Source organism: Brevibacillus soli, assembly GCF_044759095.2.
Lineage (GTDB): Bacteria > Bacillota > Bacilli > Brevibacillales > Brevibacillaceae > JBIYSM02.
Window position 1 is genome coordinate 18,424 of the sequence record NZ_JBIYSM020000009.1, and the last position, 18,805, is coordinate 37,228.

An 18,805-nucleotide genomic window follows, 5' to 3' on the forward strand; every position below is an offset into this window, starting at 1 on the left:
GTTCCTACGGAGCTGCTATACACCTGTTACAGTTTTTTAGCGCCGTCAATGATGTCCTTGCCCACTGTCTTTTCAAATTCACTGTAAACGGATTCCATCAGCTTCACAAAGCCTTCCCGCTCTGCTTCACTCAGTTCGATAATTTGAAACTTGCCGGACTTTCTCAGCTTTTCTTCCGAACCCTTATCCAGTTCCACGGCGAGTTGGCGTTCGTACTTCGTCGCTTCCGCCATCGCTTCATCAAACGCTTTTTTGATGTCTGCCGGAAGACCGTCATACCACTTTTTGTTGGTCAGAACGATATAGTCAATTCGTCCGTGGTTCGAGACAAGCAGGTTCTTTTGCACTTCCTCATATTTTTGGGTATCGATGTTGTTCCAGGTGTTCTCCTGACCGTCTACCGTACCTTGCTGCAGGGCAGTATAGGTCTCTCCAAACGGGATGGTCGCCGCTCCGGAACCGAGAGCCTTAAATTGAGCCTCCAGCACCTTACCCGCCTGCGTCCGGAACTTCTGCCCTTTAAAATCCTCAGGCTTGGAGATGGGCTTGTTTGATGTGAAAACCTTGAAGCCGTTTTCCCACATGGCGAGCCCCTGCATGTTTTTGCTTTCCAGGGAGTTCATCAGAGTTTTGCCCAGTTCGCCGTCCCAGAACTTCACCACTGAGTCATGATTTTTAAACAAGAACGGCATGTCGACAATCTGGAAGGAGGGGTTAAACCCTACCAGCTTCGTAGCGGATGGGGCAATCACCTGGACGTTGCCGGCCTGGAGTGCTTCGAGTTCATCCTTGTCGCCGTACAACTGGGAGGACGGGTATACTTCCACTTTCACTTTGCCGCCCGTTTTTTCCTGTAGCAGTTCGGCAAATTTGGTCGCTGCCTTGCCTTTCGGGCTTTCCGCAGTGGTTACGTGCGAGAATTTGATTACCAGCGGATTTTCCTTGGTATAACTTGCGCTTCCTTGTGTCTGTGAACTGCCGCATCCTGCCAATGCCAGGAGCGAAGCCGTTACGATTGTGGCCAACATCACTTTCATGCCTTTTTTCATGGAAAGTACCCCCTTCATCTAATTGGCTAATAAAATAAAATTTTTAGATAATTACAGTTGTAAAGCCCCCTTTCTTCCCCTGAATCGAGCTGCCCAACCATGTATGTAAAGGGTTACTGTTGCTTGACCAAACGTCGCACGCGATTGCTGATCGGCTCGGGACCGTGACCTCGTTTGTAGACCATAAAGGTCCGCGCAAACTGAATCACCACGTCATCGTTTTGGTTGTACCCGACGGTTTTCACTTTTACAATGCCTACATTCTGTCGGGACTTGGACTCGCGTTTTTCCAGGACCTCGCTGTAGGAGTAAATGGTGTCTCCTTCAAAAACGGGATGGGGAAGACGTATGTCATCCCAACCAAGATTGGCCATGACGTTTTGGGAGACATCGGTAACGGATTGGCCTGTGACCAGCGCCAAGGTAAACGTGGAATCAACGAGAGGGCGGCCAAACTCTGTCTTTGCGGAATACTCAGCGTCGAAATGTATGGGATTGGTGTTTTGGGTGAGCAGGGTAAACCAGATGTTGTCCGTTTGGGTTACCGTCCTGCCGAGCGGGTGAGGGTAAATATCGCCGACTTCGAAATCTTCGTAAAAACGACCGATCCAGCCTTCCTTGATCGCCATGCGCAACACCTTCCATTTCGTAAGCGTTTACATGGATATTGGATCCAGTTAACGATTACTATATTTTTCCTCAGCGGATTTGTCAACACTTTTTGTAAAGCGCTTACATTTTTCGAACTACAAGTATCCCAGCCACGACCACCAGGTAAATGACATCAAGTACGTTACGGCAGTGGTGACGATGGTCAGCCAAAAACCCGGCTTAAAAAAGTCCTGCTGGGTAATCCACCCGGTACCGTGCACCATCACGCCCGGAATGGTTTCCACAACCAGCAAAAAACCAAACAGGCAGGTCATCCCCGTGACAACCCCCAACAGCAGAACCGGCGCTTGCTCGGCGTGAGAAGAAAGGGCGATGACGACCGGAACCGTGGCGATCACCGCAGTAGAAACGTTGGATGTCACCTTGTGAATCAATTGGGTCAGGATGGCAACCGCCAGCACAGCCAGAGAAGGTGTGGAAAACAGGTACAGGATGAAATCGTTCTCCACCCATTTCGAAAGGTAGGCGATGACTCCCGTGTCGTACAACGCATACCCCAGGGACAACGTCACCCCCAGCATGATCAGCGGAGAGAACTTAATGTCCAGGATCCTTTCCCACTCGGCGACCTTGATCCCCGGCCATGCCATCAACACCGCGCCGATCAGAGCCGGAATGACCGGAGGCAAGCCGTGAATGCCCTCCAGTGCCCACATGAAACAGACAGTCAGAAGGATGGCCAACAAGCGCTTTTCCCTCGATGTGATCGGGCCCAACTCCGCAATCATTGCCTTCATCTGCTGCTTCAGTCCAATGGGTGCTTCCTCCTGCACGGGAAAACAGCGATACAGTACCCACCAGGAGGCGGGGATCAGGATCAGCCACATGGGAAAAGCCAGCACGAGCCAATCCACATAGGTGATGTGCTTATGTAAATAGGTATGGATCAGATCCACGGTGATCACGTTGCCAATCGCGGCCGGTAAAATCGCCGTACCGCTGATGCCGCACCCCACTACGACTGCCATCATCAATTGTTTGGCCCGTGTATCTCCAGCTTTCAAGCCCAGAATGGATGCGATGGAAAAAACAATGGGCAGCACCATTGCGGTCCTTACAGCGGCCGCCGGTATGAACAAGGCCATGACTTGCGGAATCAGGAGAATGCCGGCCAGGACACCGCCTTTTCTTTCTCCAAACCAATACAACAGCTGATAGGCCAACCGCTTGCCGAGCGCCGTCTGTTCTACCGCACTGGCAATCATCATGCCAGCCACGATGAGGAAAATGGCGGGGGAGGCAAATCCCGACAACACTTGTTCGGTTGATACCGCTCCCGAGATGGGGAGAAGAAACAAGACCAGGACAGCTGTCATGGAAAAGGGAATCGGCTCCAACACCCAAAGAACGATAACGCCAAGCGTGATGGCAAGCGTCACTCTGGGCTTGTATTCCATGTACCCCTCCAGCCCGAAAAACAGGAAGGCAAAGACGAGCAGAGACAAGCCAAAATAGAGGGTCTTCCTGGCCGACAGCCAGACGGACTTCCCCTTTGTCAGCGGTCGGGCTTCTTGTACATCCGTCTGTGGATTTCCCATCGTCTCCATAGACTCCCCCTAGAAAAAAATGCCTTTGCTCTCAGGATATTGTATCCAATTTCATTTGTCTATCTATTTCGACTTTTCTCTCTTATGTTTCCGAAAACAGCCGCTCTGCTTCCCGATTTCGCGCCTCGATTCTGCCTTCCATTGTCATCTGCAGAAAGCGGTCATCCAGCAGCTGCTCCAACAGCTTCCGCTTGCGCTCTTCGTTCAGAGGAAGGCCGAGCACTTTCGCTCTCATCCCGCCGAGAAATGAAAGGTAATCGCCGTATTCCTGGCCGACCCATGCTTCCAGTTGGCTGCGAAGCTTTTTTGCCAACCCCGGATTGTTTCCGCCGGTTGAGACGGCAATCTGCAGACTGCCCCTCTCCAGCGTGGATGGCACGAAAAATGTGCACAGGTCCGGACGGTCTGCGATGTTGATCCATTGCCACGGCTCCATCGCCTGATAGACGGATAGATTGACGGAAGGATCGTCTGTTGCAGCAATCAAAAGAGCGGCTCCCTTCACATCCTCGGGATGGAATCGGCGCCGATGAAGCGTTAGGCTTCCGTTATTCGCCCACTCTTCAATCCGGGAAGAGCAGGCGGGGCTCACCACCCATATGTCAGCCCCTGTGTCCAGCAAGGAGCTGATTTTCCGCTCCGCCACCTTGCCGCCTCCCACTACCAGGCAGCGTTTCCCTTTCAGCGATGTCATCATCGGATAGAGCCTCATCGTAGCCACCCCAGCTTGGTCAATCACTTCTTGTCTCAGTGTATGCTGATCAGACAGCTTTCCGCAAGAGATCCGCTCCGCGTCAGGCAGTGAAAAGGACGAAACAGGGATCTCCCGTCTCGTCCTTTCTCTTGTTACTGGATCAGTCCCTGTTCCTTCAGCCAGGCTTCCGCAACGTCTTTTGCCTTCTTTTTATCGACATCGACTTGCGCATTCAGCTGAGCCATCTGCTTGTCGTCTATCTTTCCGGCAAGCTTGCCCAGAACCTCTCTCAGCTCCGGATGCTTTTCCAGGGTTTCGCTGCGAACCAGCGGTGCCGCAAAGTACGGCGGGAAAAATTGTTTATCGTCTTCAAGCAAAACCAGGTTGTGCTTGACTAATTGTCCATCTGTTGAGAAGGCGTCAATCAGATCTACTTCTCCTTCGGAAAGCGCCTTGTACTTTAACCCGGGATTCATTGCTTTCTCATCCTGAAAGGAAAGCCCGTAGGTTTTCTCCAGACCCTTCAAGCCGTCTGACCGTTCCAGGAATTCCTGTTCGGTGCCAAATGTGAGCTTGCCGGCATGCTGCTTCAGGTCGGAGATCGTTTTCAGATTGTACTTCTGCGCTGTCTCCTGGGAAACAGCCAGGGCGTACGTATTATTAAATCCGATTGGCTCCAGCCATTCCAATTGGTATTTCTTTGAAAATTCTGTTTTTACCAGATCGTACACTTGCTGCGGATCGCTGATTGCTTCTTGACCCATGATGTTCACCAAACCCGTGCCGGTGTACTCCACGTACATATCGGCACTGCCGTTTTTGACGGCGTTGAAGCATACGTCGGTTCCGCCCAAAAACGACTTGATCTCAACCTTCAGGTCGGTACTTTTTTCAATCAATACTCCTACCAGATTCGCCAAGACGTCTTGTTCTGAAAAATCTTTTCCCACCACGGTTACCTTGTCAGACGCTGTAGTACCGGTTAGGGCGGAACAACCGGCCAATCCTGCCACAGCCAGTGCCAAAACCCCTACCCCAATCTTCTGCAGCCATCCTTTTCTCACAAAATCCTCTCCCTTCGAAAGTACACAATGATTTGTTTATGATGATGCGGCTCCATTCAGCTCTTCCCTTCCTGTCAGGATTGTTTACTGGTGCGGAGACCTTTTGGAGTGACGCGCCAATCCGCCCAAGCGAGCAGCATGTCGAACAAGATGGCCAAAACGGCGGCAGGTACGGCCCCGGCCAGAATGACTCCCGTATCGACCATGGAAATTCCCCGAAGGATCAGGTCCCCCAAACCTCCGGCTCCGATAAAGGCAGCCAGTGTCGCAACACCAATGATCATGACGGTCGCTGTCCGGATACCGGCAAAGATAATCGGACGGGCCATGGGCAGCTCCACCATCCGCAGCATTTGCGACTTGGTCATCCCCATTCCGCGTCCGGCTTCCAGGAGTGCGTCGTCCACGTCCAGAATTCCCGTGTAGGTGTTGCGAAGAATCGGCAGCAGAGCGTAAATGACCATCGCAATAATGGCTGGAACCGGTCCAATCCCAAACAGCGGAATCATAAATCCGAGCAGGGCAAGACTGGGGATGGTTTGAAAAACAGAGACGATACCCAGAACCGGTCCGGCCAAAAAGCGGTACCGAGTCAACAGGATTCCGGCAGGAACTGCGATCAGTGTCGCCCAAAACAAGGAGATGACGGACAAAATGATATGCTGCCGCGTAGCGTCCAAAATATCAGGCCAACGATCGATCAAGACATTCATGATTTCACTCACCCGATGTCCCTCCCTCCAAATACGGTTTTGCCAGTACATCGACCAGACTTGCCCTTGTGAGCAAACCGGCCAATTTGCCGTTTGGATGCACGACGGGAACATAGCCGTAGGAAGCCTCCTGAACCAGGGAAATCGCATCCGCCAAGGGCGTTCCGGTTGTTACCGCCACCGCGTCCGTTCGCATCACGTTTTGAATGGACAGCGACTCTTCCGGGTACCGGTTATGAATATCGCTGGTGTCTGCCATTCCCAGATATCGTCCCTCTCTATCAACGACGATCAGTCCTGTAACGCGCTTTCTGTGCATGATTTGAACAGCTTCCGCAAGACCTCTGGTCGGCAGGACGGTGACCGGATTTTGCAGCATGACATCATCCACCAACTGGCTCAAATGAGCGGACAATCGCTTCTCCCCAATAAAACCGCGAATGAATTCATTCGCAGGATGGCGCAGAATCTGGTCGGGCGTTCCTTGCTGGATCACTTTCCCGTTTTGCATCACGATAATTTGGTCAGCAATCTTCAACGCTTCATCCATATCATGCGTCACAAAAACGATCGTCTTGTTCAGCCCTTGATTCAGGCGAATCAATTCATCCTGCAGCTGTTCCCGGGTGATCGGGTCGAGAGCGGAAAAGGGTTCATCCATCAAAATGATCGGCGGATCACTCATCAAGGCCCGCGCAACCCCGACCCGCTGCTGTTGACCGCCGGACAGTTCAGACGGATAGCGATCACGGTATTGCGCTGGGTCGAGACCTACCCGTTCCAGCATTTCGTTCACTTTTCCGGTGTCAACCGCAGCTTTCCCTTTGCTCAGGCGCGGAACCAGCGAAATGTTTTCAGCGATCGTCATATGCGGAAAAAGACCGACTTGTTGAATCACATAGCCAATTCCTCTTCTCAATTGGACCGGGTCGATTTCCATCGTGTTTTTTCCGTTAATCAGGATTCTCCCGGCCGTCGGTTTGATCAGTTGGTTGATCATTTTCATCGTGGTGGTTTTTCCGCACCCTGACGGACCGACAAGCACCGCAATGTTCCCCTTCGGTATTTCCAGATTCAAATCTTCGATGACAACGGTTTGACCGTATTCCTTTCGAACATGGTCAAAAACAATGGCATTCGACAACTTCATCCCCCCTTCGAAAAAATAAATGACCCTACAAGCGCAGGGTCAAATAAAAAGAAAAGACCCTGCGAACATATAGGGTCAAAGAAGCATGTGGATAAAAAAACAGAAATTTGACCCATCTATCGCTGACGAGGTTAGCTGACGGACTCGGGAAAGATGGTTCCCTACGCTATCGATCGCGATAGCGATTCGCCCCAAAACGTGGTTCCCCCGCTTTCCGATATAAGCAATCGGAAATTAAGCGTTGTTTTATTATGTTCCAAATAGCTGGAAATGTCAAATTTGGTGAACGTCAGTCGTACATGGCCAACAATAAGGCAGTTGGCCCGATTATTTTTCTTTCATGTAAAAAATCCCGAACCGATCCCAGATCTCATCCAGTTTCTCAAGCCGTCCGTGAAACTCGTTGGTCTTTTCTTTTCCAACAAAAGTGATCAGGGCATTAATTAAACTAAGGGGAGCCACGAACGAATCAATGAACGTCGGCATTTGGCTGGAAGCCGTAAGAGAGATATCTGCATGTGCAATGAGTGGCGACAAGAGATTGTCCGTGATGGCGATGGTCGTTGCTCCTTTTTCTTTGGCATATGAGACGATGTTGATGGTACTGGCAGAGTATCTGGCAAAACTTATGCCTATCACAACATCGTTTTTGTTTAATTTGTACAACTTCTCCGCTATTGTCTCTACTGACTGAATCATTTCCGCATTACCCAAAATCATATTCAGGTAATACTGCAGAAAAATTCCGAGAGAAGCGGCGCTTCGATTTGCGACAATATAAACGTTTTCTGCATGAAGCAACAATTCAACCGCTTTTAGGAACGACGGAATGTCCAATTTTTCCATGGTCGATTTAATATTGGCGATATCATCCTGAAAGATTTCATAAACGCCCTTTTCTTCTTGCCCATACACCTGTATGGACATTTTCAGTCTTTCAGCGATCGTCAGCTGCTGCTTGACGGAGTCCTGCATGTACTGCTGCAGCTCGGGAAAGCCAGAATAACCGAGGAACATAGCAAATCGTACCACAGTCGCCTCGCTTACTTTCGCCATTTTTGCCAATTTGGCCACATTGAAAAACGGCACCGTATTCGTATTTTCCAAAATGTATCGGGCGATCTTTAGCTGCGATTTGCTCATCTGCGGCATCTGTTCAGCGATATGCTGATAAACATTAGAACGATTCATAGGCGATCTTATTTGTTTGCCCTCCCGGAATCAAAGTTTCATCGTAATCAGCCAGGTATGGAATATAGGCGCGAGTCTGCAAAATCAGAGAAGGATCTATGTCATGAAGCAGTACACACGCTTCTTCCCGCGGTGCTTCGCAAAGCACTTCTCCATTAGGCGCAACCAGCTTGCTTTTCCCACAGCTTCCCTCACCAACCGTATTTACGCCAAGTATAAATACCGTGTTATCCAAAGCGCGAGCAGGAAGTTGAATGTCCCACCTTGTTTCGGCACCGAAACTCCACACGGAAGGAACGACGATCAGCTCAGCCCCTTGCAGAGCAAGCAAGCGGGCAGGCTCGGGAAATTCAATGTCGTAACAGATCAACACGCCAATTTTGCCCAGCGATGTGCTAATTACATTGTATACTCTTTCACCTGGTAAAAAACTGTTCTTTTCCTTTCCCCACACAAAAGACTTTCGGTATGTTGCCGCCAACTCCCCTGTTTGCTCGATGACAGCTAATGATATATAGAGACGATCTTCTTCCTTCTCAGCGAAAGGCAGCACAATCACTGTACTCCATTTTCGCGCCAGTTCTTGAAACAGGCGAACAGTCTCTCCGTTCGGTGTCTCGGCCAGTTGTTCAAATTCATCTTTCTTTAAATGATAACCTGTCTTCCATAATTCGGGAAGAACGATTAAGTTGGCTCCCTCCTGCGCGGCCTGTTCAGCCATGAGAATCGCCTGTTGCAGGTTTGTTTCTGTCTGACCGGAAATTGGATTCATCTGAACAGCTGCTACCTTAAACAATGTTTCCACCTCAATTTCGCATTCTGTTTCTTCTACAGAACTTTTCGTAAAAACTCTTTCGTCCTTTCATTTTGCGGGTTCGAAAAAATGTGCTCAGGTTCACCTTCCTCCATTATGACGCCCCGATCCATAAAAATAATGCGGTCTCCCACTTCGCGGGCAAATCCCATCTCATGTGTAACCACTACCATCGTCATTCCTTCGTTGGCCAGATTTTTCATGACTTCCAATACTTCGCCAACCAATTCAGGATCAAGGGCCGATGTCGGCTCGTCAAACAGCATCACCTTGGGATTCATCGCCAATGCTCGGGCAATCGCAACCCTCTGCATCTGGCCGCCCGAGAGGTTGTCTGGATATACATCCGCCTTGTCCTCCAACCCAACCTTGCGGAGAAGCTCCATCCCTTTCTGAAAGGCGGCGTCCCTCGCTTCCCCACGTATCTTCATCGGGGCCAACATAATGTTTTCGATCACGGTCATATGGGGAAATAAATTGAACCGCTGAAATACCATTCCTACCTCAGCTCTCATCCGGTTGATGTCTGTTTTCGGATCGCTTACATCATAGCCGCTTATCACTACCTTCCCGCTGCTAATCTCCTCCAGTCGATTTAAACAGCGCAAGAATGTACTTTTTCCGGAACCGGAAGGGCCAATGACGCATACCACTTCCCGTTCCTTTATCTCACAATCGATTCCTTTTAGTACATGGAGTTCGCCGAACGACTTGTACAGCTCCTTTACCTCAATCATCAATTGACCTGTAACCTCCTTTCAAGGATTCGTAACACAATCGAGATCGTCAACGTCATGGTTAGATATAACAGGGCGACAATTGTATATATTTCTACGGCACGGAAATTCGCTGACACGACAATTGTCCCTTGTCGGGTAAGCTCTCCCACTCCAATCACTGTCAACAAGGAAGTGTCCTTCAAGCTGATGATAAATTGATTGCCAAGAGATGGTATCATTCTTCTGAATGCTTGGGGCCAAATCACGTAGCAAAACGTTTGTATGGAAGTAAGCCCAAGAGAACGACCGGCTTCCACCTGACCGCGATCAATGGATTGAATTGAGCCCCTGACGATTTCGGCGATATAGGCGCCTGCATTAATTGCGATTGACATGACTCCGGCGACGATTGGATCGATTTTGATGCCGAGCATCATCGGCAAGGCAAAATAGATGTACAACGCTTGAACCATGATCGGGGTTCCGCGGATCACTTCGACGTACACGGTGGCCAAGCCAAAAATGAATTTATTTTTGGCGGTACGAGCCAATCCCATAATGGTTCCTACCAGAAATCCAATAAGCAAGCCGGCTAATGCAATCAAAATGGTATACTGGATGCCCTCTAGCAATACGGGAATCGCTTCGACAGCATAACTCCAATCCAACGTAAAGTTATTGTTCATGAGCACCTCCCCTTTCTTCAGAAAAATGGTGTAACAATTACTGTTACACCTCTTCTCTCAAGCGTTTCAACTGAATTCTATTTTTTCGGCTTTTCGCCAAACCACTTTTCATACAATTGATCGTACGTTCCGTTTTGCATCAGCTTTTCCAAAGCTGCATCCACTTTTTGGCGCAACTCACTGCCCTTCGGAAACGCTATGGCAAACTGCTGACCCTGCAATAGATCTCCAACTGCCTTTACCTTTCCTTCACCCTTGGTTTTTATGTAATACTGGATATTGGGGGAATCAAAGATCACCGCATCGGCAGAGCCTTTTTCCAGCTCCATATAAGCCTGGTCGATATTGGGGAACGGAACCACTTTCCCAACGCCTTCTATTTTTGTGGAATAATCATAGCTTGCTGTTCCCTGTTTCGTTGCGATCACTTTTCCCTTCAAGTCTTCTACTCCTTTTATCGCCTGCTCGTCTGCGCGTACGAGAATCAAAGTTCCGGCATCATAATAAGGGCGGCTAAAATCAATGACTTGCTTCCGTTCCTCTTTAAATGACTTGCTTCCGTTCCTCTTTAATGGTCACTCCTGCAATGACCATGTCGAGATTGTTGGTTTGCAGGGCAGGAATGAGTCCACTAAAATCCATTGGCTTCAACTCGTACTCAAACCCGACCTCTTTGGAAATCGCGTCCAGCAGCTCGATATCAAAGCCGTCATATTTTCCCGTCTCCTGATTTAAGAATTCAAAGGGAACATAGCTTGTGTCGGTTCCAACTGTTATCTTGCCGGAAGTTTTCTGCGATGTTGGATTTGCCTCTCCTTGGCCTGCAGGATTTGCCCCGCACCCGGCGATGCCGAGACTGAGCAAAAACGCGAACAAGAACATGCCGCTTTGCTTCAAACGCTTTTTCATAAACAACTCTCCCTCCGTTCATCATTATGAATTTTATTTACGCTTTTTTACCCGCTTGATCGCCGCTTCGTGCGCTTCTACCGTTCGAATCAGATCTTCCCTGCTGTGAACGATGGACATCGAATAGCGATTCAGCGGCTTCGTGTAAATCCCCAGATTCAACAACTCGTAATCAATTTCTTTTCGAAGCTGGCTGTCGGAATGATTCATATCGCGGTAATTCTTGATCGGTTGATCAGTCAAGATCACATTAAAGATACTGCCAAGTCCCACCGTCTGCATAGTTACGCCATAATCTCTATACACGTCTTCCAGCATGTTTCGAAGCAGATGGGTATTCGCGATCAATTCCTCCATCTTGCCTTCTTCTTCCAAAACGTCAATCGTAGCCAAACCTGCCGCCAGTACGGTGGGATGACCGTTATACGTTCCGCTGTGGAACAACACGTCCGTCTTCATTCTCTGTTTACCGCCAAAGGTTAAAATATCCCGTCCCTCATTAGGAGCACTGACCAGCATGATCTCTTTTTTGCCGCCAATCGCTCCTACTGGAAAACCGCCGCCCAACACCTTGCCGAGTGCAGTCAGATCGGGCTTGATCCCATAAACTTTCTGTGCCCCGCCGATGGACAACCTGAAACCGGTCTTCACTTCGTCAAAGATAAGAAGGATCCCCAACTCCTCCGTGACTTTGCGCAGTCCATCCATGAACTCCTGGTCAGCTGGAATAAATCCTCCCTGAATCGGCTCCAGGATTACCGCTGCCAGCTCATCCGCGTGAGACTTTAGAATCTGTTCCGTCGCCTCCAAATTGTTAAACGGCAGGATGATCGTATTCTCTACGTAATAATCTGGTATCCCTCTTGAATCCGGCACGACCTGAGGCTTGTCCGCACTGCCGGCTTTTTCGATATCCGGATTCACACTGAGTAGAACCTGATCATATCCTCCGTGGTAATGCCCCTCAAACTTGGCCAGTTTTCTCTTGCCCGTATACGCCATTGCAGTACGGATCGCCAAAAGTGTTGCTTCCAGACCTGAATTGGTGAAGCGAACCATCTCGATACCCGGATAATGCTTGGTCAGTTTTTCCGCCATGACCAGTTCCAATTCATGCGGGGTCCCAAATATGGTCGTTCCCGCAGTTTGCATCTGGTTCCATACTGCTTCGTACACCCGCGGGTGTCCATGACCTAATATGAGTGCACCATAACAAAGCAAATAATCGATATATTCTTTCCCATCCACGTCGTAAAGCTTGCTTCCATTCCCCTTGCTCATGAAAAGAGGATGGGGTGAAAAATATTTGATATTTGCGGTCACGCCTCCCGGGATTAATTCGCAAGCTTTTCGAAACAATTCCGCTGATTTGATCGAATGCTCCGACAAAACGTTCATGCTTTGCCAACCTCCACATTAAATATTTTTTTCTTAATAAATTGTCTTTGAAATATTTATTTCATGAACTGCAAAAAAAAAATGATGCCAATGGTTACTTTTGACATTTAAAATATAATGTAATATTCAGAAAAAATCAATATTAATTTCATATTGAATTATAAATTGAATTTTTCATTTCAAAACTATTGTCCGTTCAACTTTCGAAAACCGAAAAAGGCAGTCCATAATCATCCCTGATTATATGTTGCTCGCCATCTATCCAGATCATCTTTTTCAAAATCGTCAGCACTTTACCATCGTGGATGTTTCCAAGGAACGATTCTTTTGTTACGCCGCGGTACTTTTGGATTGGACCTTGATCAACGGGGCCTTAAGCCATTACCAGGTGGAGAATACCGTGGTGATGGAAGCAGATAAAATCGAAGTCGAGAAAAAGGATCTCGAACTGTATGAGCTTAAAGAGGTCGACGTAGTTGATTTGCAAATCAACCGACATTTTAAACCCATCTTTTTGAAAGACGCTTCGATCAATGGTATCATGAAAGCTTTTAATGATTTCCTATGCAAAACCCAGCCTGACGTTTCGATTGAGAAGGATTCGGCAAGACAACCGTAAGTGGCTACTCCTGATTAAAGATGAGAAATTATTATTGTTAGTCTTTTGACCTAAAAAACCGCCAATATTTGGCGGTTTCAAGTCAAATGAAAGTCACAAAAACCTCCGATGCACTTTCTTCCCGTCGTAGGTAAACAGCACCGGCCGTTCCTCGACTACCGTTTCCAGATGGACGTTTTTGCCCCAGAGCGTGTAGATGTGTGGAACGGTTTTCTCCACGTACTTCACATCCAGCTCCAATCCTTCGAAATGGTGCTTCAAATACAACTCGCCGGCCCGCAGATGATCGCCGTCCTGGACGGTGACGTAGGGGAACCCGCCGTTGACCCGCGTGTTGGCCAGGCCGTCCCGCACCTGCTCCCACGCTTTTTCCGTCACCACCCATTCGTTGCCCTGCTTGCCAAACATGTAAAGATCGAGCTTGCTGACGAGATCTTGAGTCATGTAGTTGCGAATAAAGCTGAGGTCCGAGTCCAACTCGCGCACCTCAAAGATTTTGGCCCACCCCTGTCCCGGTTTGCGGCTGAAGCGCTCCTGCTCCTCCGGGGTCGGATTGTCCCAGCGCCGCTCGATGTCTTCGAATATCTTCAGTCCGAGATGATAGGGGTTAATACTCGTCGCCGATGGCTGAATGACCGACGAGTGCAGTTTGGCAAAGTCAATGGTCTCCGCCTCGTTCAAGTCCATTTCTCGCAAAATCCGCATATGCCAGTAGCTGGCCCAGCCTTCGTTCATGATCTTCGTCTCCAGCTGCGGCCAGAAATAGAGCATCTCGTCGCGAATGATGGTGAGGATGTCCCTCTGCCACTCTTCCAGTATCGTGCTGTACTCCATGATGAACAGCACCAGGTCTTTTTCCGGCTGGGGCGGAAAGCGCTTCGTTGTCTTCACCGGGTCGATCTCATCCTGTGCCTTGCTGTCCATACGCCACAAGTCGTCGTACGGAGTGCTTCTCTCCATTTTTCCTCGCTGCTGGCTGTCATCCGTTTCCCGTTTCCAGCGCAATTTCGGGCGCATCAGGCTTGGATCGATGTGCTCCTGGATCGCGAGGCAGGCGTCCAGAACGGTTTCCACCGCGTCCTTGCCGTACTTGATTTCGTACTGACGAATGCGCTCCGAGCTGGCCGCCATGCTTTCCACCATGTTCCGGTTGGTGTTGGCGAACCGCGCGTTGTTCTTGAAAAAGTCGCAGTGGGCCAATACGTGGGCGACGATGAGCTTGTTCTGGATCAGGCTGTTGCCGTCCAATAGAAAGGCGTAGCAGGGATTGGAGTTGATCACAAGCTCGTAAATCTTGCTTAAATTGAGATCGTACTGCAGCTTCATGCGATAAAAGGACTTTCCGAAGCTCCAGTGGGAAAACCGCGTCGGCATTCCATAGGCCCCAAACGTATAAATGATGTCGGCAGGACAGATTTCATAACGCATGGGGTAAAAGTCCAGGCCAAACCCTTTGGCAATTTCCGTGATCTCATCGATTGACTTTTCCAGTTCTTTGCGTTCGTCGTTGGTCATGCCGCTCCCCCTCACTTTCCACAACTCTTACCTTATGTATATGGGGGAGAAGGAAAAATGACGACCAAGAATTACCCACTCGTTCATTTGCTAACACTGCGCTCAGCTGGACCTCTTAGAAAACCCACCCGGCATGAGCTATCCTCAACCCACTCGGATAAAAGCTACAGCTGAGCCGAGTGGGGTCCCTTTCTTCGCCGGGCGGGGCCCCAAACACTTTCCAATTGGCTGTATGGGATGTCCAAATTTATAAATTCTTATACACTGAAAAAAGGCCGGGTCCCAGGAGAAGGACTCGGCCTGCCGTGTGCTGGATCCGTTATCGGTTGAAAAATTCGCGAACACCGTTATAAATAAGTGCGCCGGAAAACACAACCATGGATACTACGCCGATGAAGTCGACAATTGGATCGAGGCCGGTGAGGAACGATCCGTCCAGAGGCGCTTTCATCATAGCCCAACCGCCGAGCAAACCGCCAGCCCATGTCGTCAGTCTGTTCACGTTTGTTTCACCTCCGCTCTGGTGCAGCTGCTATATACTATGAAAAAGAGCTCCGGCCGGTTTGGACAGGAGCTTAAAAACGCTTTCCCGCAAGTAAAATTAGGCATTGGCCCCTTGAATGCGGTACAATAGCACTGCAGCCTCACACGTATGATAAAAGGAGAGATTCACGTTGCGGACTTTTTTGTTTCTCGGCAGCATCAACGGTCTTCTGGCAGTGGCGCTCGGAGCGTTTGCCGCGCACGGCCTGAAATCGAAACTGGACGAGTACCTGCTGGGCGTATTCCAAACCGGCGTCCACTACCAAATGGTCCATGCGCTGGCGTTGGTACTGGTGGCCATCCTTCTGAAGCTATCTCCCGGATCTTCCCAGCTCGCTTGGGCCGGCTGGTGTTTCTTCGGCGGGATCGTGCTTTTCTCCGGCAGCCTGTACGCTCTCAGCCTGTCGGGAATCAAACCGTTGGGGGCGATCACTCCGTTCGGCGGCGTTTTGTTTTTGGCCGGATGGCTGCTGCTCGCTCTGTACGCGTGGAAATCGGTATCGTAGAAAGGGGGCACCCAATGGTATACCACATCATTCGCTCACTGGTGGACTTGTTTCTGCGCATCCGTTTTCGCATGAAAGTGGAAGGAGCACACCACATTCCCGAGGGAAGCTGCATCCTCGCCATGAACCACACCAGCAACTTCGATCCGCTCATGGTTGGCACTCGTACACCGCGAAAAATGTACATCATGGCCAAGGAGGAGCTGTTTGCCAACCGCTTTTTCGCCTGGATAATCACCGAGATGGGAGCCTTCCCAATCAAGCGCGGACAGGCCGATCTCAAATCGCTGAAGCATTCGTTGAAAATTTTGGAAGAAGGCAAAATCTTCTCTATTTTCATTGAAGGAACCCGCTCCAAAACCGGAGAGATGCAGGAGCCGAAAAAAGGGATCGGGTTTCTCGTGAAAAAGAGCGGCGCCCCTGTCATTCCCACGTACGTCTACGGGGCGAAACGGGGATGGTTTCAGCCCGCAGGCGTCGTGTTTGGCCCGCCCGTAACCTTTGATGACGAGGCGGATTACGAGGAAATCGCCGCACAGGTGATGGAGTCCATCCAGCAGCTCTCCAGACTGGACCGGTAACAGGCGGGTGTATTTTTCCAAGAGGAACGGGGGAATCAGATGATGCAACATCGGGAACGGTTGCCGCTGTGGGCGACCCTTGGAGAACTGGGAGTGGACGCCTTCGCGCCTGCAACCGGTCCCAATTGAATGCATGCATCCTTTTGAGCCTGAGCAAGATTGGATCGAGCGACTTTAAAACGGCAAAACGCCTCCTTGCAATAGGGAGGCTCTCCTATTTTTCAGACCGAAACCGTCTGCCCGGCCTGCCCCGCCCTCAGCCGATGCAACTTGCGCCCTTTCCAGAAAAAGTAGAGACTGGCCACGGCAATGACCGCCATCGTCGTGAACATCGCTGGTCCGCCGTACACGGACAGAATCATCCCTCCCGCCCATGGCCCGAGGAAGCTGCCGAACTCGCCAAAACTCTGCGCCCCATAGTAGGTGCCGCGCATGCCCTGCGGGGTAATTTGATCGACCTGCGCGTACTCGGCGGGTACAATGAGGATTTCACCCAACGTAAATATGACCATGGCCACAATAAAACCGGACCAACCGGCGGAAGTGGCAAACCCAATCTCCCCCAGCGCCAAAAGCATGCTGCCAAGCACGATACGTTTAAACAGCGACAGCCTTTCGGACCAACGGGTGAGCGGTACCTGTACGAGAAAGACGGTTATCCCGTTGAGGCTCATCAAGAGTCCGAACAGTTTGACACCATCGGACAGGTTATCTGTCAGATATTGTGACAGCGTAACCGACATCTGTCCATGAACGGTCATCAGAAGTACGCCGCCAATGGTAAACAGAAACAGAACCGTATCGCGGCGGAGCACCTGCCAAATGCGGGAAACGGTGACCGCTTCCTCGCGATCCCCGGACATCGCCTCCTTTACCCTGAAGGCGCGGAAGCACAGGATCAGGGCTATGGCATAAACGACATACACGGCCGCCGCCAAAGCAAAGGCAAAGCTGCTGCCGCCGATCCCAAGAAACGCCCCAACCATCGGGCCGATGGAAAATCCCAGGTTGATCGCCATGTAGCGGTTGGAAAACACGCGAAACCGCTTCTCTTCTGGCGTTAGGTCTCCCATCAGCGCCTTGGAGATGGTTCCAAAAAAAGAGCCCGCCAGCCCCCTCAGGACGCTGATGATGAGCAGTGCAGCAGGATTTGCGGTGGAGACGAATCCGATGCAGGCGATCGCAAGCCCCAGCAGTGATAATATCATCAGCTTTTGTCTTCCGAGCAGGTCGGACAACACCCCGCCGACAAAACCGCCGATCGTGGCTGCCAAGGGTCCCGCACCGATGATCAAACCGATGGCAGGAATGCCAAGCCGAGTGGTTTCACTGAGGTAGATCGCGAGAAACGGCATGCTCATCGAGCTGGTCAACGTCACGAACACGGTTCCTGCCATCAACAGTTGCACAATAGGATGATAGGCCTGCAAATACCCGCGCCATTCTTTCATAGAGACACTCCTAGCTCCACAAAAATTGTTGTAATTCGGTGTTCAAGCGGTCGACAAACGGTTCGCGGAGGCTGTACCAGGCTGCAGTCGTACTATCGCTGTAATGGCTGCGAACCATACCCGCCCGACGCAGCGCGGTAAGATGGTGGTGCACCGTGCTTTTTGCCAGTTTGACCTGCTTCTGAATATCCGATAAAGTCTGCGGCTTCTGCGCAAGACAGCGAAGGATCTGGAGGCGCTTTTCGTCGGCCAGGCACTGTGTGACGGGAAGCAAGCGGGAAATCGAATCGTCCTCTCCGCCTCCCTCCTGTGAAGAAGGATACAAACAGGTGGCGATGCCGCGGTAAAAGTCCAGAATAGTCGCCGGACTGCAGTGATACTGAGGGGCGAGAATGACCTGCCGCAAATTCTCTGTCGGTTCAATTCGCAGTCCGTGCGTGGCTTCTTCCACGAGGTCAATTGGTGATACGGTTTGAGCTCGTTCGGCCAGCCGCTCGGCATCCCGCTCCAATCTCCGCAATATGTCTGCATCCAGCCGGGAGAAGTAATGTTCATGCCATTTTGATAACAGATACAAGCTGCGGTCGCGAACTTCTCCCAGGTTTAACGGGATGGAACTGACCCATGGAGCGAGCCGTTCGTAAATCTCTCCTGGGGGAAGCCTTTCCAACCAGGCGAGAAACTTTTCTACCGTGTCTTTCTCGGTAGACTGGGCGATCAGAAGGACGATCCGATGCATCACTTCCCATCGTTCGTCTTCCAGCTCGGCGGCGAATCCGGCCGGGAGTTTGCGGACTGTTTCCTTCCGCCAGTCGTTGCCCAGCCTGATGTTCTTTCGATCCCGTTGATGGATGTAAGCGTATAGGCTAAGGACCAATTCGTATGCAGGCGAGTATTCGATTGTCATAGAATATTGATTATTCATTCGATCACCATCGAACTTTCTGAGTAAGTATCTGTATTTTACTGATCCTCCCATTTTTT

General features: G+C 50.3%; 21 protein-coding genes and 1 riboswitch. Of the genes, 3 read left to right on the forward strand and 18 right to left on the reverse strand.

What is annotated here, in order from left to right:
- Positions 1-26 precede the first annotated feature (26 nt).
- The 14 genes from ACE99V_RS05480 to ACE99V_RS05545 all read right to left on the reverse strand — a co-directional run bounded on the left by ACE99V_RS05480 (position 27) and on the right by ACE99V_RS05545 (position 12,606).
- A complete protein-coding gene (locus ACE99V_RS05480) occupies positions 27-1,049 on the reverse strand; it encodes a TRAP transporter substrate-binding protein (protein ID WP_400489257.1) in 1,023 nt (340 codons plus the stop codon).
- A 113-nt stretch (positions 1,050-1,162) separates the two neighbouring features.
- Entirely contained in the window at positions 1,163-1,678 is a 516-nt protein-coding gene (locus ACE99V_RS05485) for a MaoC family dehydratase (protein WP_400489258.1), read from the reverse strand.
- A gap of 117 nt (positions 1,679-1,795) precedes the next feature.
- On the reverse strand, positions 1,796-3,268 hold the full coding sequence (locus ACE99V_RS05490) for an SLC13 family permease (RefSeq protein ID WP_400489259.1): 1,473 nt from the start codon (positions 3,266-3,268) through the stop codon (positions 1,796-1,798).
- 82 nt (positions 3,269-3,350) lie between these two features.
- The gene (locus tag ACE99V_RS05495; protein ID WP_400489260.1) at positions 3,351-3,965 is read right to left on the reverse strand and encodes a precorrin-2 dehydrogenase/sirohydrochlorin ferrochelatase family protein; all 615 of its coding nucleotides are present in this window, start codon (positions 3,963-3,965) and stop codon (positions 3,351-3,353) included.
- A 149-nt stretch (positions 3,966-4,114) separates the two neighbouring features.
- The gene (locus ACE99V_RS05500; protein WP_400489261.1) at positions 4,115-5,026 is read right to left on the reverse strand and encodes an ABC transporter substrate-binding protein; all 912 of its coding nucleotides are present in this window, start codon (positions 5,024-5,026) and stop codon (positions 4,115-4,117) included.
- A gap of 74 nt (positions 5,027-5,100) precedes the next feature.
- Positions 5,101-5,739, reverse strand: coding sequence for an ABC transporter permease (locus tag ACE99V_RS05505; protein WP_400489405.1), 639 nt, complete (start codon positions 5,737-5,739; stop codon positions 5,101-5,103).
- Between the two features lie 4 nt (positions 5,740-5,743).
- Entirely contained in the window at positions 5,744-6,883 is a 1,140-nt protein-coding gene (locus tag ACE99V_RS05510) for an ABC transporter ATP-binding protein (RefSeq protein ID WP_400489262.1), read from the reverse strand.
- 111 nt (positions 6,884-6,994) lie between these two features.
- Positions 6,995-7,140, reverse strand: a riboswitch (cyclic di-AMP (ydaO/yuaA leader).
- A gap of 76 nt (positions 7,141-7,216) precedes the next feature.
- On the reverse strand, positions 7,217-8,080 hold the full coding sequence (locus ACE99V_RS05515; RefSeq protein WP_400489263.1) for a MurR/RpiR family transcriptional regulator: 864 nt from the start codon (positions 8,078-8,080) through the stop codon (positions 7,217-7,219).
- A complete protein-coding gene (locus ACE99V_RS05520; RefSeq protein WP_400489264.1) occupies positions 8,067-8,876 on the reverse strand; it encodes a nitrilase-related carbon-nitrogen hydrolase in 810 nt (269 codons plus the stop codon). The genes ACE99V_RS05515 and ACE99V_RS05520 overlap by 14 nt, the downstream gene beginning before the upstream one ends.
- A gap of 32 nt (positions 8,877-8,908) precedes the next feature.
- Complete coding sequence (locus ACE99V_RS05525; RefSeq protein WP_400489265.1) at positions 8,909-9,634, reverse strand: amino acid ABC transporter ATP-binding protein; 726 nt, start codon at positions 9,632-9,634, stop codon at positions 8,909-8,911.
- The gene (locus ACE99V_RS05530) at positions 9,631-10,299 is read right to left on the reverse strand and encodes an ABC transporter permease subunit (protein WP_400489266.1); all 669 of its coding nucleotides are present in this window, start codon (positions 10,297-10,299) and stop codon (positions 9,631-9,633) included. Before ACE99V_RS05530 ends, ACE99V_RS05525 begins: the two co-directional genes overlap by 4 nt.
- Positions 10,300-10,376: 77 nt before the next feature.
- Positions 10,377-10,787 carry a transporter substrate-binding domain-containing protein gene (locus ACE99V_RS05535; protein ID WP_400489267.1) on the reverse strand — a complete coding sequence of 137 codons (411 nt, stop codon included), beginning with the start codon at positions 10,785-10,787 and terminating at the stop codon, positions 10,377-10,379.
- Positions 10,788-10,842: 55 nt separating this feature from the next.
- Entirely contained in the window at positions 10,843-11,208 is a 366-nt protein-coding gene (locus tag ACE99V_RS05540) for a transporter substrate-binding domain-containing protein (protein WP_400489268.1), read from the reverse strand.
- Between the two features lie 33 nt (positions 11,209-11,241).
- Positions 11,242-12,606, reverse strand: a complete 1,365-nt coding sequence (locus tag ACE99V_RS05545; protein ID WP_400489269.1) for an aspartate aminotransferase family protein — start codon at positions 12,604-12,606, stop codon at positions 11,242-11,244.
- Positions 12,607-13,006: 400 nt separating this feature from the next.
- Here ACE99V_RS05545 and ACE99V_RS05550 point away from each other — a divergent pair, with 400 nt between their 5' ends.
- Positions 13,007-13,225 (forward strand): type 2 periplasmic-binding domain-containing protein, encoded by a 219-nt coding sequence (locus tag ACE99V_RS05550; protein ID WP_400489270.1) that lies wholly within the window; start codon positions 13,007-13,009, stop codon positions 13,223-13,225.
- A gap of 93 nt (positions 13,226-13,318) precedes the next feature.
- On the opposite strand, the gene ACE99V_RS05555 is transcribed toward ACE99V_RS05550, so the two are convergent.
- Together ACE99V_RS05555 and ACE99V_RS05560 are read right to left on the reverse strand one after the other, a co-directional pair.
- Positions 13,319-14,740 (reverse strand): SpoVR family protein, encoded by a 1,422-nt coding sequence (locus ACE99V_RS05555; protein ID WP_400489271.1) that lies wholly within the window; start codon positions 14,738-14,740, stop codon positions 13,319-13,321.
- 319 nt (positions 14,741-15,059) lie between these two features.
- A complete protein-coding gene (locus tag ACE99V_RS05560; RefSeq protein WP_400489272.1) occupies positions 15,060-15,242 on the reverse strand; it encodes a hypothetical protein in 183 nt (60 codons plus the stop codon).
- A 172-nt stretch (positions 15,243-15,414) separates the two neighbouring features.
- Here ACE99V_RS05560 and ACE99V_RS05565 point away from each other — a divergent pair, with 172 nt between their 5' ends.
- Entirely contained in the window at positions 15,415-15,789 is a 375-nt protein-coding gene (locus ACE99V_RS05565; protein ID WP_400489273.1) for a DUF423 domain-containing protein, read from the forward strand.
- Between the two features lie 14 nt (positions 15,790-15,803).
- On the forward strand, positions 15,804-16,370 hold the full coding sequence (locus ACE99V_RS05570; RefSeq protein ID WP_400489274.1) for a lysophospholipid acyltransferase family protein: 567 nt from the start codon (positions 15,804-15,806) through the stop codon (positions 16,368-16,370).
- 221 nt (positions 16,371-16,591) lie between these two features.
- Here the strand turns inward: ACE99V_RS05570 and ACE99V_RS05575 are convergent, their stop codons facing one another.
- Together ACE99V_RS05575 and ACE99V_RS05580 are read right to left on the reverse strand one after the other, a co-directional pair.
- Positions 16,592-17,821, reverse strand: coding sequence for an MDR family MFS transporter (locus ACE99V_RS05575; RefSeq protein WP_400489275.1), 1,230 nt, complete (start codon positions 17,819-17,821; stop codon positions 16,592-16,594).
- A gap of 10 nt (positions 17,822-17,831) precedes the next feature.
- Positions 17,832-18,746, reverse strand: a complete 915-nt coding sequence (locus tag ACE99V_RS05580) for an ArsR/SmtB family transcription factor (RefSeq protein WP_400489276.1) — start codon at positions 18,744-18,746, stop codon at positions 17,832-17,834.
- Positions 18,747-18,805: the final 59 nt, after the last annotated feature.

Excerpts from the sequence above, each read along its gene's own strand:
- ACE99V_RS05530 (WP_400489266.1), bottom strand. The coding sequence starts at position 10,299 with ATGAACAATAACTTTACGTTGGATTGGAGTTATGCTGTCGAAGCGATT.
- ACE99V_RS05505 (WP_400489405.1), bottom strand. The coding sequence starts at position 5,739 with ATGAATGTCTTGATCGATCGTTGGCCTGATATTTTGGACGCTACGCGG.
- ACE99V_RS05490 (WP_400489259.1), bottom strand. The coding sequence starts at position 3,268 with ATGGAGACGATGGGAAATCCACAGACGGATGTACAAGAAGCCCGACCG.
- ACE99V_RS05485 (WP_400489258.1), bottom strand. The coding sequence starts at position 1,678 with ATGGCGATCAAGGAAGGCTGGATCGGTCGTTTTTACGAAGATTTCGAA.
- ACE99V_RS05575 (WP_400489275.1), bottom strand. The coding sequence starts at position 17,821 with ATGAAAGAATGGCGCGGGTATTTGCAGGCCTATCATCCTATTGTGCAA.
- ACE99V_RS05580 (WP_400489276.1), bottom strand. The coding sequence starts at position 18,746 with ATGAATAATCAATATTCTATGACAATCGAATACTCGCCTGCATACGAA.
- ACE99V_RS05515 (WP_400489263.1), bottom strand. The coding sequence starts at position 8,080 with ATGAATCGTTCTAATGTTTATCAGCATATCGCTGAACAGATGCCGCAG.
- ACE99V_RS05570 (WP_400489274.1), top strand. The coding sequence starts at position 15,804 with ATGGTATACCACATCATTCGCTCACTGGTGGACTTGTTTCTGCGCATC.
- ACE99V_RS05545 (WP_400489269.1), bottom strand. The coding sequence starts at position 12,606 with ATGAACGTTTTGTCGGAGCATTCGATCAAATCAGCGGAATTGTTTCGA.
- ACE99V_RS05495 (WP_400489260.1), bottom strand. The coding sequence starts at position 3,965 with ATGATGACATCGCTGAAAGGGAAACGCTGCCTGGTAGTGGGAGGCGGC.
- ACE99V_RS05555 (WP_400489271.1), bottom strand. The coding sequence starts at position 14,740 with ATGACCAACGACGAACGCAAAGAACTGGAAAAGTCAATCGATGAGATC.
- ACE99V_RS05480 (WP_400489257.1), bottom strand. The coding sequence starts at position 1,049 with ATGAAAAAAGGCATGAAAGTGATGTTGGCCACAATCGTAACGGCTTCG.
- ACE99V_RS05540 (WP_400489268.1), bottom strand. The coding sequence starts at position 11,208 with ATGAAAAAGCGTTTGAAGCAAAGCGGCATGTTCTTGTTCGCGTTTTTG.